At 37.0% G+C, this 14296-nt stretch carries 10 protein-coding genes; 8 read left to right on the plus strand and 2 right to left on the minus strand.

All coding sequences use genetic code 11. The features are described from left to right. Window positions 1-244 precede the first annotated feature (244 nt). The gene (locus tag KTB61_RS11260) at window positions 245-1492 is read left to right on the plus strand and encodes an alcohol dehydrogenase catalytic domain-containing protein (RefSeq protein WP_216697529.1); all 1248 of its coding nucleotides are present in this window, start codon (window positions 245-247) and stop codon (window positions 1490-1492) included. Between the two features lie 251 nt (window positions 1493-1743). On the opposite strand, the gene KTB61_RS11265 is transcribed toward KTB61_RS11260, so the two are convergent. Further along, entirely contained in the window at window positions 1744-4038 is a 2295-nt protein-coding gene (locus KTB61_RS11265; protein WP_216697530.1) for a heavy metal translocating P-type ATPase, read from the minus strand. Continuing rightward, window positions 4025-4405: an ArsR/SmtB family transcription factor gene (locus KTB61_RS11270; protein WP_075760228.1), complete on the minus strand. Its 381-nt coding sequence runs from the start codon at window positions 4403-4405 to the stop codon at window positions 4025-4027. Before KTB61_RS11270 ends, KTB61_RS11265 begins: the two co-directional genes overlap by 14 nt. A gap of 230 nt (window positions 4406-4635) precedes the next feature. Here KTB61_RS11270 and KTB61_RS11275 point away from each other — a divergent pair, with 230 nt between their 5' ends. The 7 genes from KTB61_RS11275 to KTB61_RS11305 all read left to right on the plus strand — a co-directional run bounded on the left by KTB61_RS11275 (window position 4636) and on the right by KTB61_RS11305 (window position 14137). Then, window positions 4636-5892: an alcohol dehydrogenase catalytic domain-containing protein gene (locus KTB61_RS11275; RefSeq protein WP_075760229.1), complete on the plus strand. Its 1257-nt coding sequence runs from the start codon at window positions 4636-4638 to the stop codon at window positions 5890-5892. Window positions 5893-5914: 22 nt separating this feature from the next. Then, on the plus strand, window positions 5915-6676 hold the full coding sequence (locus KTB61_RS11280; RefSeq protein ID WP_075760230.1) for a DeoR/GlpR family DNA-binding transcription regulator: 762 nt from the start codon (window positions 5915-5917) through the stop codon (window positions 6674-6676). A gap of 156 nt (window positions 6677-6832) precedes the next feature. Next, window positions 6833-8086, plus strand: a complete 1254-nt coding sequence (locus tag KTB61_RS11285) for a zinc-binding dehydrogenase (protein WP_216697550.1) — start codon at window positions 6833-6835, stop codon at window positions 8084-8086. 19 nt (window positions 8087-8105) lie between these two features. Continuing rightward, window positions 8106-8879 (plus strand): DeoR/GlpR family DNA-binding transcription regulator, encoded by a 774-nt coding sequence (locus tag KTB61_RS11290; RefSeq protein ID WP_075760232.1) that lies wholly within the window; start codon window positions 8106-8108, stop codon window positions 8877-8879. Window positions 8880-9163: 284 nt separating this feature from the next. Next, a complete protein-coding gene (locus tag KTB61_RS11295) occupies window positions 9164-10573 on the plus strand; it encodes a PTS mannitol transporter subunit IICB (RefSeq protein WP_216697531.1) in 1410 nt (469 codons plus the stop codon). Between the two features lie 41 nt (window positions 10574-10614). Further along, window positions 10615-12699, plus strand: a complete 2085-nt coding sequence (locus tag KTB61_RS11300) for a BglG family transcription antiterminator (RefSeq protein WP_216697532.1) — start codon at window positions 10615-10617, stop codon at window positions 12697-12699. Between the two features lie 151 nt (window positions 12700-12850). After that, window positions 12851-14137 (plus strand): homoserine dehydrogenase, encoded by a 1287-nt coding sequence (locus tag KTB61_RS11305; RefSeq protein WP_216697533.1) that lies wholly within the window; start codon window positions 12851-12853, stop codon window positions 14135-14137. Window positions 14138-14296 lie beyond the last annotated feature (159 nt).

Below are 14296 nucleotides of genomic sequence, written 5' to 3' on the forward strand. Positions count from 1 at the left end.
AAGGATTAGCCATGTAAATATGGTGCGGTTGAGGCTTTTTATTCGAGAGGTCTTTGAGACCTAAGCAGGTAAAAGTCCCTTACAGGGACAGAGCAAACCTCCACTTGTCAGTGGAGGTTATGATTTGGAAGGACCACGCGGACTTGACCGTTTTGTTCTAAATAATAAAAAAGAAATGAAAAAGTAAATATGATATAATACAGAAAAGAGACAATGAAAAAAAGGTTATTAGGGGGGGATATAGATGAAAGTAAGAGGTGTACGTCTTTATGGAGTAAAAGATATACGATTGGAAGAATTTGATCTTCCCGAGATAAAAGAAGATGAAATTTTATTAAAGGTTATTTGTAATGGGATTGCTATGTCTACACTGAAAGAAATAACTCTGGCACAGAGACATTTAAGAGTTCCCAAAAATATTCATACCAATCCCATTCTGATAGGTCATGAGTTTTCAGGAATTATTGAAAAAGTAGGAAAAAAATGGAAGGATGATTATCATGAGGGAGAACGGTTTGTAATTGTTCCAGAGATTCCGGGTCAGATTGAGTCGCCAGGGTATTCATATAAGTATTTTGGAGGCGCAGCAACATATTGTATTATTCCCGGAGACATAATTGAAAAGGGTTGTTTGATATCGTATGAGGGGGATAGTTTCTACGAGCCAGCAATGGCACAGGCTTTATATAGTATTGTTGGAAGTTTTCATTCCAATTATCACACGATTCCAGGATCACATGAACATATTTTAGGAATCCGTGAAGGCGGTAATACGATTATTTTGGGAGGTTGTGGTCCTATGGGAATCATGGCAATCCGATATGTATTACAAATGAAAAAGAAGCCTAGAAGACTTGTGATAACAGATACCAATGAAGAACGTATTGAAAAAGTCAGAAAATTGATTACGGTTCAGGAGGCAAGAAGGAATGGGGTTGAATTATATTATATTAATCCGTCTATGTTAACAGATCCTGTTCCTGCATTACTTGCTATTACTCTAGAAAAAGGATATGATGATGTATTTGTGTATGCACCTCCTAAAAATGTGGCAGAAATCGGTAATCGGATTATGGCAATGGATGGGTGTATGAATATTTATGCGGCAACTGCAGACAAGAAATATCGTGCTGGAATGAATATTTATGGAAGTCATTATCTCAAAACAAAGTTAATTGGTTCTTCGGGGGGACTTCGCTCAGATATGGAAGAAGCTTTAGAAATTATAGATAATAAGAAGATCAATCCGGCAATTGGTATTACACATATTGGAGGAATAGATGCTGTTGTTGACACAACTCTCTATTTAAAGAAAATGCAGGGAGAGAAAAAAATCATATATAATCACATTAATATGCCGTTGACGGCAATTGAGGATTTTAGAAAACTGGAAAAAAATAATCCAGTATTTGGTCAGCTGGCTGATGCCTGTGATAAACATGGAGGCTTTTGGAATAAAGAAGCAGAAGATATTTTACTTGCCAATTTTTAATATAACCCACAGCATATTAATTATGAATGCTGTGGGTTTACTGTTATATGAATTGAGATTTATATCAGATGAGGGATGACTCCCGCCTCTGTAGGCGGTGAGCAACAATTATGTATCAGTGGCGGGTTTCAATCCCCCATCTGATATACGCTCCGCGAGGATGCGCAGGAATTCGGATTGGAAGTATGTCTGCTATGCAGACCCGAATTCCGCGCCAAGACTCGCGAGCGAGTCTTGAAGGATAATTTAATTTATTGGACTTTCATTGCACGGATGGAATTGATAACACAGAGCATTGCAACACCCGTGTCAGCGAATACGGCCATCCACATATTGGCATATCCCAAAAGTCCAAGAATCATAACCAAAGCTTTGACTCCCAATGCAAAAATAACGTTTTGCCATGCAATACGACTAGCTTTCTTACTGATGGAAATAGCCTGAGGGATTGCACTGACACTGGAAGTCATAAAGACTACATCAGCAGCTTCAATGGCTGCATCAGCCCCACTGCCCATGGCAGCACCGCAGTCAGCTCCTGCCAGAACCGGAGCATCATTGATTCCATCTCCGACAAACATGACAGATCCATGTTTCTGACGTTCTTCTTTTAGTCGACTTAGTTTTTCATCAGGAAGAAGACGTGCATATACTTGATCAATACCAGTCTGGGAGGCAATTGCTTCGGCACTTTTGATAGAATCGCCAGTAAGCATTACCGTGTGAAGTCCTTGATTTTTTAGAATCCCAATGGCTGATTTAGCATCTTTTTTTAATGTGTCAGAAATCAGGATATATCCGGCCAACACACCATTTTCAGCTATATATACTTCAGTTCCATATAAATTAATTGATTCAGGAACAGAAATATGATACATATCCATTAATTTTTGATTGCCAGCTAGAATTTCTTTTCCATCCAGAGAAATAACAGTTCCATGACCGGCAATTTCCTTTACAGAATCAGCTGAGGAATATGACAATTTTTTCTTCCGGGCAGCTTCTAAAATACTCTTTCCAATTGGATGTGAAGAACCTGCTTCGCAGGATGCCGCCAATGCAAGAAGTTCATTTTCAGAATAACTGCTTAATGAATGAATTTCCTGCACCTGGAAATTGCCCTCAGTTAAGGTCCCTGTTTTATCCATAACGATGGATTGGATATGATTTAATGTTTCAAGAGCTGCGCCTCCTTTAAATAGAATACCCAGACGGGATCCTGCACCGATTCCAGAGAAAAATGCAAGAGGAACACTCAGTACTAAAGCACAAGGACAGCTGATAACAAGGAAAGTCAGTGCGGTATATACCCAATGATGCCAATTTCCTGTGATTAAAGATGGAAGAATGGCAGTTATCAATGCCAGAATAACAACAAAAGGTGTATAGATTCTGGAAAATCGGGTGATAAAACGATCAATTGTTGGTTTGCTGGCAGCAGCATTTTCTACAGAATCCATAATGCGTGTGACCATTGAATCCTCAAGAAGCTTCTCAACTTTTATCTGGATTAATCCCGAGGTATTCATACAGCCAGAGATAACAGAGGTACCTACAGTAGCGGATACAGGAACCGGTTCGCCTGTTACAGGAGAAGTATCAATCATTGTTTCTCCTGTAACAATAGTACCATCCAGTGGAATACGGTCTCCTGGACGTACCTGTATAATATCACCTATCTGGGCATCTTCTGCATCTATAACAGATATATTACCATGAATATCAACGTAATTTACCACTTCAGGACGCATGTCAATGGCATCCATAATCTGTGAACGACTTCGGGCAACAGCCTTATTTTCAAATAATTCACCAATGCGATAAAAAAGCATGACTCCAACAGCTTCAGCAAATTCTCCGATAAAAAAAGCTCCAATTGTGGCAATACTCATTAAGAAATTTTCATCAAAAACCTGACCGCGGGTAATGTTGCGAAAAGCAGTCCAGACAATCCGGGCTCCTAAAATAACATACGCAATGATAAAACAAAGATTTCCATAAATGTCGCTGGAGGATTTTAAAAATTGTCCTGCAGTAAAGAATCCAATACCGAGAATGATGCAGATTAAAGCTTTTGTATCTTCGTTCATTGTATTATTGGTGGTTTCTTTTTGATGTTTTATGCGGGCAGGACGTATGGAAACAGTTACCTGAGGTTCGATGGATGTACATATTTTCTGAATCTGCGGAAGAAGGGATTTTGCATCAGGAGCCCAGACACGCAGTTGTTTTGTTGCATAAGTCAAAGAAGCTGCTTCAACCTCCGGAAGACCATTGATTTTTTCTTCCATTTTACCGGCACAATGAGCACAGCCCAGATTGTCGATAATAAAAATTACAGGAGCGCCGGTACCTTCTTTGGCAGCAGCGGATTCCTGATGATGGTGATCATGACCGCAGTCGCATTCTTCCTGATGATGGTGATCATGACCGCAGTCGCATTCTTCCTGGTGATGGTGATCATGACCGCAACCGCATTCTTCCTGATGATGGTGATCATGCTCGCAACCACATTCTTTATGGTATTGTTTGTTAATTTCTTTCATTGATTTTCCCCTTTTCAAAAATTGTTTTCAGCATTTCAGTAATGAGGCAGCCTTCATTAGAATCAGAAATTGTATAATGAACCTCTTTACCGATTCTTCGACTGGTAATGACACCTAGTTGTTTTAATGAACGAAGGTGATGTGAAACAGCAGGAGGGCTCATTTCAATAGCTGCAGCTATATTTCGAACACACACTTCTCGATTATAGAGCAGATATAAAATTCGAAGACGGGTGCTGTCACTTAGTAATCCAAACAAACTCGCAGCTTCTATGGAGAACTCTTCAGAAGGAAGAGCATTTTTTAATTCTGTGACATCACAACCATGTCCATGGATATCAACAGAAGAGATATTTAAATGACTCATAAAATAATCCTTTCTTTACGATTAAATGATTGCTTAATTGTTTATGCTTTGAATATAATACAAAGTTTAGGAAAAGTCAACATATATATCAAAAATGAAAAAAATTATCAATTTATTAAAAAATCTCTTGCAATATGTAAGGTGAAATGCTAATATACAGTTGTAATGAAAATAAATGAAAATAAATAAAAATACATAAAAATAACTTACTTGTATTAAAGGAGGAGAATATGAAGGTTAAAGGTGTAAGATTGTATGGTGCTGATGACATTCGTTTAGAAGAATTTGAATTACCGGAAATTAAGGATGATGAAATTCTTGTAAAAGTAATGAGTGACAGTATTTGTATGTCAACATGGAAAATGGTAAAACAGGGAGCAAACCATAAGCGAGTTCCTGCTGACGTTGCAGAAAATCCAATTATCATAGGACATGAATTTGCTGGTGATATTGTAAAAGTTGGAAAGAAATGGCAGGACAAATTCAAACCAGGTCAGAAGTTTGCTCAGCAGCCAGCAATTCCTGGGCAGGCAGAATCTCCAGGATACTCTTATACAGAATGTGGTGGTGCCGCTACATATTGTATTTTCCCAAATGATATTATTGAAGCAGGATGTCTGTGGACACACGAAGGAGAATCTTATTTTGAATCTTCTGTAGCAGAACCTATGTGCTGTGTTATTTGTGGTTATAAAACAAACTATCATACAAAAGACCGTTATGAACATGTAATGGGAACAAAAGCAGGCGGAAGTATTGCAATCCTTGGAGGATGTGGACCGATGGGACTAGGAGCAGTCAGCTATGCTCTGGCAATCGATAATAAACCGGCAAAACTTATTGTTACAGATGTGGATGATGCAAAACTGGCAAGAGCTAATGAAGTGATTTCTGTAGAAGAAGCAAAAGAAAAAGGTGTTGAACTGATATATGTAAACACAGCCAAAATGGAAAATCCAGCTGAAGAATTAAAAGCATTGTCAGTAGACGGAAAAGGATTTGACGACGTATTTATTTATGTGCCGATTAAGAGTGTGGCAGAGCTTGGAAATCAGATCCTTGGATTTGATGGATGTATGAATCTTTTTGCCGGACCAACTGATACAAAATTCTCTGCAGATGTTAATCTTTATGATTGTCATTATAATTCAACCCGTATACTGGGAAGTACAGGCGGAAGCATTGATGATATGAAAGAAGCCATTGATCGTGCGGCGAGAAAAGAAATCAAAACATCTGTAATGATTACACATGTGGGAGGAATTAATTCCATCGTTGATACAACTATGAATCTGCCAAATATTCCAGGTGGAAAGAAACTGACTTATCTTCAGTTCGATATGCCTATGACTGCCATCAGTGACTTAAGAAGTCTTGCCGATGAGGATCCATTCTTTAATGAACTTGCAGATATTTGTGACAAACATAATGGATTGTGGAGTGTCGAAGCAGAAAAAGCATTATTTGCACATTATGGAGTAAAATAGTTTATAGAAAAGCAGGTGAAGTATGTTTGCACAAGAGCGAAGAGATCATATCATTTCATATCTGAAAGAAAAAAAGAGAATTGAAGTGAAAGAACTGGAAGAAATATTTCAGGTTAGTGGCGCAACGCTTCGGACGGATTTACGTACATTGGAACAAGAAGGTAAATTAGTTCGAACCCATGGAGGTGCTTTACTGAAAGATGATGAGATCCAAAAGGAAGATAATCTGATCAGCCGAAAATGTAATCCGCAGAAAAGAGCAATTGCCAGAGAAGCAAAGCGGTATATTAATGAACGGGAAACCATCATTCTTGACAGTGGGTCTACAACGCTGGAGCTTGCCAGAGAACTGAAAGATGCAAAAGATTTGAAAATTATTACAAATGATCTTCAAATTGCACTGGAATTGCAGGAAAATCCATGGATTGATCTGTATTTGGTTGGAGGAAGAGTTCGAAACAGGTTTCGTCTGACCCATGGAGCCATAGGCTTGGATTTTTTAAAAGGTATCGCAGCCAACAAAGTATTCTTATCTCCAAATGCACTATCAGTATTTGATGGTGCAACCACCAGTAATGAAGAAATGCAGGCAATTAAGCAAGCAATGATAAGGGCATCTGCAGAAGCCTATATGCTTTGTGAAAGCAGTAAAATCGGTAGGAGATCATTCTGTAAGTTCGCATCGTTATCGGAATTTGAAATGATGTTTACAGATGAAGGTATTTCAAAACGAGAAAAGGAAACTCTCGAATCCAAAGGACTTATAGTGAAAATATGTAAATAATATTGAAGGAGGAATCATTGTGATTTCTCCTTTTTTTGTTGCAAATAAGTGGTTTTATGTTGCAAAAATACCACAATAATGCTATTATGTTTTTAAAATAAAAAAAAATAAAAGAAAAATAAAAAATAAATTTCAAAAAGAAAAGGAGATGTGATGATGAAAGTAGAAGGCGTAAGAATGCATGGATCAAAAGATATTCGTCTGGAAGAATTTGAACTTCCGGAAATTAAGGAAGATGAAGTGCTTCTGAAAGTAATGAGTGATAGTATTTGCATGTCAACATGGAAAGAAGTGAAACTAGGTTCCGGTCATATTCGGGTACCAGATACTATTGGAGAAAAACCAGTGATTGTTGGTCATGAATTTTCAGGAACAATTGAAAAAGTTGGTTCAAAATGGAAAAATGAGTATAAAGCTGGAGAGCGTTTTGTAGTATTACCAGGCATTCCAGGTCAGATGGGAGCTCCAGGATATTCTTATGAGTATTTTGGTGGTGCCGTAACCTATTGTATTGTTCCAAATGAAGTTATTGAGAAGGGATGTCTGCTCCACTATGATGGAGATTCTTTCTTTGAGGTGTCTGTTTCAGAACCTATGTACTGTATTATCGGCGGATATAATGCAAACTATCATACAAAGCCAGAGACACATGAACATTTTATAGGGGCCAGAGAAGGTGGAAATATTGCAATTCTTGGTGGATGCGGGCCTATGGGACTGGGAGCGATCAGTTATGCACTGGCAATGAAAAATAAACCTAAAATGATTGTGGTAACGGAAATAAACGATGATCGATTAAATCGTGCAAGAGAAGTGATTTCAGAAGAAGAAGCTAGATTAAAAGGGATAGAACTCCATTATGTAAATACAGCCAAAATGGATGACGAAGTAAAAGAACTGATGGAACTGACAGGCGGAGAAGGATATCATGATGTATTTGTATATGCTCCAGTTCGTCAGATTGCTGAAACAGGAAACAAAATTATGGCGTTTGATGGATGTATGAATTTATTTGCGGGACCTTCTGACAGCGGATTTTCAGCGGAAATAAATCTGTATGATTCACATTATCGAAATACTAAGATATTAGGGTCATCTGGAGGAATTAAAGAAGATCTTTTGGAAGCCCTTGATCTGATATCAAAAAAAGAAGTAAAGCCAGCTGTAATGATTACACATATTGGAGGATTAGATGCATATGCAGACACAACTCTGCATCTTCCAGAAATACCGGGAGGTAAAAAATTAATATATACACAGATTCATATGCCATTGACATCTATTGAAGATTTTCGTAAAATAGGAGAAGAGAATCCATTATTTACCAAACTTGCAGATGCATGCGACAAACATCAAGGATTATGGAATAAGGAAGCAGAAGATATATTATTAGAACATTTTGAAGTATAAAAAGTAAAGAAAGGAAAGAATGTTTGCAAGGGAACGTAAAGAATCAATATTGATATATATGCGCCAGCATAAGAAGGCAAGTATTAAAGAACTTATTGAAGAGTTTCATGTTACTGGAGCTACAATACGAACGGATCTGAGAGAGCTGGAATCAGAGGGATTACTGATTCGGACCCATGGAGGTGCAATCTTAAACCAGGAAACAGTTGAAAGAGAAAATCTTTTAGCACTCAGAAAAGAAATTTATTATGATGAAAAGCGGCGGATTGCCCGGAAAGCTATGGATTTTGTTGAAGAGGGCGATATTATCCTGGTTGATAGCGGAACGACCATGGTAGAATTTGCATCAGGTCTTACCAGTTTTAACAACCTTAAAGTTGTGACCAATGATCTTACGATTGCATTGGGATTGCAGAAGACAGCAACTCTTGATGTAATATTAATCGGAGGAAATGTGCGAAATAGGTTTGAGTGTACCATTGGATCTTTTGGGATAGATTTTTTAAAGAGAATTTCTGTGGATAAAGTTTTTATGTCACCCAATTCTTTGTCTATTAGCAAAGGAATGACAAGCCCATATGAAGAGACGGCGGCTATGAAACGTGCCATGATGCAAACTTCAGGAAAACGATATGTTTTATGCGACAGTTCCAAAATCGGAAAAAAGAATTTTTGTAAATTTGCCGATTTGAATGAGTTTACCTGTCTGATTACGGATGACGGAATAAGATCCAAGGATGCTGAAGCAATTAAAAAGCAGGGTCTGGATATTGTTATAGCAGAGGCAGGCTGAATTATATTTTAAGCATTCAGAGTGCCAGGTGATGTTTCTGAAATAGAAAGATAATACTGATTTTATCAGTGTTATCTTTTTTTGTTGTGAAAAAAAAGATAAATAAAATGAAAAACTTGTCAAAATTTTTTTTGCAAAACTTAACACTATGATTGGTGGACTTATAGCAGGAATTGCCGTTATAATAAGCTTACAAGATAAACGTTTATCCTTATGTCACTTTTTTCTTTTTGAAAATTGTAAGAAGAAAATTTAAAAAGTAGAGGAACAAAAGGAGGACTATTATGGCAAATGATTTAAAAGCCAAGGTTCAAAAAATGGGTGGATTCCTTTCAGGAATGGTAATGCCTAACATTGGAGCCCTGATCGCATGGGGTATTATTACAGCTTTATTTATTCCTACAGGATATTTCCCAAATGAAAAAATGAATGAATTGGTAAGCCCAACACTTACATATTTGATTCCAATCTTATTTGGTTACACGGGTGGTTATACTGTATATGGAAGACGTGGTGCTGTAGCTGGATCGATTGCAACAATCGGTGTGGTTATCGGTGCTGATGTAACAATGATGATCGGTGGTATGATCATGGGACCTTTAGGTGCATGGATCATCAAACAGGTTGATAAAGCTTTAGACGGACATGTAAAACCTGGTCTTGAGATGTTAGTAGACAACTTCACCATGGGAATCATCGGAGCAATTTTGATGATTGCCGGATTCGTAGTTGTAACACCAGTTTTCGCAGCAATTACTAATGTATTAGTTGCATGTGTTAATTTTGCAATGGCACATAATATTCTGCCATTTACCCCAATCTTCGTTGTACCTGGACAGGTATTGTTCCTGAACAATGCAATCAATCATGGTATCTTTACACCATTAGCTATTGAACAGGCTGCTCAGACAGGAAAATCTATTTTGTTCTTAGTTGAAGCAAATGGTGGTAACTGGGCAGGACTGGTTCTTGCATTTATGTTCTTTGGCAAAGGAATGGCTAAGAAATCTGCACCTGGTGCAGCTATCATCCATATCATCGGTGGTATCGGGGAAGTATCTTTCCCATATGCATTAATTAAACCAGTTACAATTCTTGGACCAATTTGTGGTTCTATCGCAGCATTATTCTGGTTAACATTTATGGATGGTGGTGCAGTAGCAGCTGTATCTCCTGGATCAATCATCGCATTGATTATTATGTCACCAAAAGGAAAACTGTTTGTTAATATAATGGCATATCTGATTGCCGCGGCGGTATCCTTTGTAATTGTTGCTTTCTTCCTGAAGAGAGATAAATCTACAGATGATGATCAGGAAGTCGGCGGAATTGATATGAGCCAGTTTGTAGAAAGCCATAGTGCACCTGGTGAAGAAAAGAAAGTATCATCTGATGTTGCAAAGCGTAAAGTTGAAAAAGTTGCTTTTGCATGTGATGCAGGTATGGGATCTTCTGCAATGGGAGCTTCTATGCTGAAAACACAGTTAAATAAAATAGGTGTATTTGTTGATGTCAGCCATGTATCAGTACATCAGATTCCAGAAGATATAGATGTGGTCGTAACAAACACTAATCTTCTGGAAGCAGCAAAGAAATCTGCACCAGCAGGAGTTCCGGTAATTGAAATTAAAGAGTTCCTCAATGCAGATGAACATAAAGCAATTGCTCAGGCGATTAAAGAAATGGCAGAGTAATTGAAGATTTTATAAGCCTTAGTAAAGGAGCGGATAGGATTATGATAATGTCAACGCGGACGAAAGAGATAATTCAAATCGTAGTAGCAGAGCATGGATATATTACTATCAAGGATATTGCGGGCAAAATGAACATTTCAGAGCGAACAGTGTATCGGGAAATCCCTGAAATCACAGATGTATTATCTGAATATGATATTACACTGGAAACTGTCAGCAAAAAGGGAATTAAGATTGTTGGTGATGAAGAAAAAGTTCAAAAGCTCTTAAGCAAACTGAATACAGGAGTACATGTACAGATTGTAGATCCAAAGGAAAGAATGTTTTATATTATCATGCAGCTGCTTCATGAAGAAGAATTTATCAAAACGGAAGCATTGGCAATCGATTTGGAAACTTCTTTACCTACAATCCGGAATGATTTGAAAAAAATCGGAAAGTTGGTTCCGGAATATAATTTAGAATTAGTACAGAAAAAAGGTGAAGGGATTTGTCTTAGTGGAAATCAGGTGTCGAAAGATCACTTGCTGGTCAATCTTTTAGTGCAAAACATTGAGATTGCAGTCTTCCTGCGATGGCTGGAAGGGGACTTGGACAAGTCCCATCCTTTTCTGTCAAAATTGTCAGAATATGGATATAAAGATATTTTTCAGAAATGTCATAGATTAATTCAAGATCTGCAAGAACAGTTTAGTCAAAATGAATTATATTTTGAAGATCAGAGTTATCTGGAGTTTATTACACTAACGGCATTGATGATTCGGCGACATGATCATGTAAAGGAACAAGGTGAACTGCGTTTTTTGAGCAAAAAAGCGGAGAAAACAAATCAAAGAATTGCAGATAAAATTGTTCGGATTATTGAATCAGGGTTTGCCATTCAACTTGAGGAACAAGAAGTAGAATATATTTTATGGCTGATAAGTATTTGTATATCTTCACATTCAAATAAAGGAATACTGGAAGTTAACTTTATGCTTAGACCTAAAATACAGGAATTTGTTGAAAAGGTTGAAGATCGTATGGGAATATATCTAAGTCAGGATGAGAAACTGATGGATGGTTTATTGACTCATATGGATAAAGCATTAAAGAGAATCAGAAGTGGTATGTGCATATCTAATCCAATTATCCGTGAAATTGAAAAGGATTATAAACAACTGTTTTCAATTATCAAACAAAGTGTTTATGAAGTGTTCCCGAATGATTTTTTCCCGGATGATGAGATTGGATATCTGGTATTATATTTTGCCGTATCACTGGATAATATTACAAAGAAGACATTTAGGATTCTGGTTGTATGTTCCAGTGGTATGGGTTCATCTAAAATGCTTGCAAGCCGTTTGGAACGAGAAATACCAGAAATATATGTTAGAAAAATTGTATCATTGATAGGTCTTGGAAGCGAAGATTTAAATGATTATGATTTAATATTGTCAACAATACCTTTATATCTGGATTCTGACACATACCTTAAGGTTTCTCCTTTGCTTAATAAGCAAGAACTGGAGCTGGTAAAGGAAAAAATTCGGAGACACAAGCATAAAACATTAAAGAAGATCGAAGAAAGAGAAAAAAATTCCAGAAGATGGGATAGTATGGATGGAATCAATGTATTGACCCAGTTAAATTTATTTACACAATATTCCACTCAGCTTTTAAAAGATTTCAGAATTTTGAGAATTAAAGAAGAAAATATTACCAGAGAAATGGTATCAGATGAGATTATAGATTGGGCAGGAGAAATTGGCATAAGTATTACTAAAAATGAGCTGAAATCTTATCATAAAAACAAACCGGAGATGGAACACTATTTTGTGATTCCCGCAACAGAGGTCGGATATTTTGAATGTTTTATGAATTCCATAACAAAGCTGGCGCTAGCTATTTGTTATTTCGAGGAGCAAGAAGTAATTAACTGTGGTATATCAGAATCTGTTCGTGCTGTAACGATTTTATTATATCCAAAAAAAATGGATATTATTCAAAGAGAGTTTATTGGCTGCATTACAGATTTGATTATTGAAGATGCCAATATTATTGAAATGATCGAAAAAGGGGATCAAGAAGGCATAAAGAGATGTCTGAGTTTTCGCTTTTTGGAATATTTAAAGGATATGGTCTGATTGATTTCTATTTTTAGAATGATTAAAAGAAAAAAATGATAGGTTATTTTATAAAAATATGATATACTTAAAACTATCTATACGATATGAAAGCATGATAATTATACGGATGCTTTTCACATAAGAAGAAAAATAGCAAAGGAAGTGTATCATGGAAGAGATTAGAGATGTAAAAGTTGCCCTGCTAGGTTCAGGAACCGTAGGAACAGGGGTTTATAAACTGATTCAGCGTCAGAAAGAAGAAATGCCTTATAAAATAGGAGCAAATCTTTCTGTTGCTAAAGTTCTGGTACGTGATAAATTTAAGAAAAGAGATGGAATAGATTCTGCCTTACTGACAGATCAGTGGGAAGATATTTTATTAGATGATGAAATTCAGATTGTTGTGGAAGTTATGGGTGGAATTGAACCTGCCCGCACATATATTATGGATGCATTAAAAGCAGGAAAACATGTGGTTACTGCCAACAAGGATTTGATTGCAGCATATGGTAAGGAATTACTGGATCAGGCAGAGGAAAATGGATGTGATTTATTATTTGAAGCATCTGTTGCCGGAGGTATTCCGATTCTCCGACCATTAAAACAGTGTCTGGCTGGAAACTATCTGACAGAAGTCATGGGGATTGTTAATGGGACAACCAACTTTATTTTAACAAAGATGTCTCAGGAAGGAATGGAATTTGACGAAGCACTGGCTCTTGCAACGGAGCTGGGATATGCAGAAGCAGATCCAACAGCAGATATTGAGGGTTATGATGCAGGTCGCAAGGTGGCAATTATGGCATCCATTGCATTTAATTCAAGAGTTACATTTGAAGATGTTCATACAGAGGGAATTACAAATATTACAGCAAAAGATATTCAGTATGCAAAAGAAATGGGATGTGATATTAAACTCCTTGGTGTTGCTAAAAATACTGAAACGGGGATTGAAGTCCGTGTACATCCAATGCTGATTCCTAGCAGCCATCCGCTTGCTACAGTTAATGATGCTTTTAACGCAGTATTTGTCCATGGAGATGCTGTAGATGACGCAATGTTTTATGGCAGAGGTGCTGGAGAACTGCCGACAGCAAGTGCTGTTATGGGAGATATTATTGATGTGGCAAGAAATATCCAGTTCCATTGTAATGGAAGAATTCATTGTACATGCTATAAGAATATTCCAATTAAAAAGATAACAGAAATTGAAAGCAAATACTTTATGAGAATGCTGGTTGAAGATAAACCAGGGGTACTTGCTAAGATCGCAGATACACTTGGAAAAAGTAATGTTAGTATTGCACAGGTTGTTCAGAAAAATAAGATTGGCGGATATGCTGAACTGGTAGTTATTACACATCTGGTTCTAGAGCAGAATTTTGCAGATGCTTTGGTTAATATTCGCAATATGGATACAACAAGAGAAATTTCTACAGTCATTCGAGTATATTAAAAGTAAAAACAAAATGATATCAATACGTTATAGTTGAAGGCAGACAAACTAAAAATGCACAAAACAATCTGAATTGAGTAAAGTAAATAAAAAGACTTACGACACAGAACATCTGGACCGGACATAAGTCCGGGAAGCAGTTCAAGTCGTAAGTCTTTT

Source organism: Anaerostipes faecalis (genome assembly GCF_018982945.1).
Taxonomy (GTDB): domain Bacteria; phylum Bacillota; class Clostridia; order Lachnospirales; family Lachnospiraceae; genus Anaerostipes; species Anaerostipes faecalis.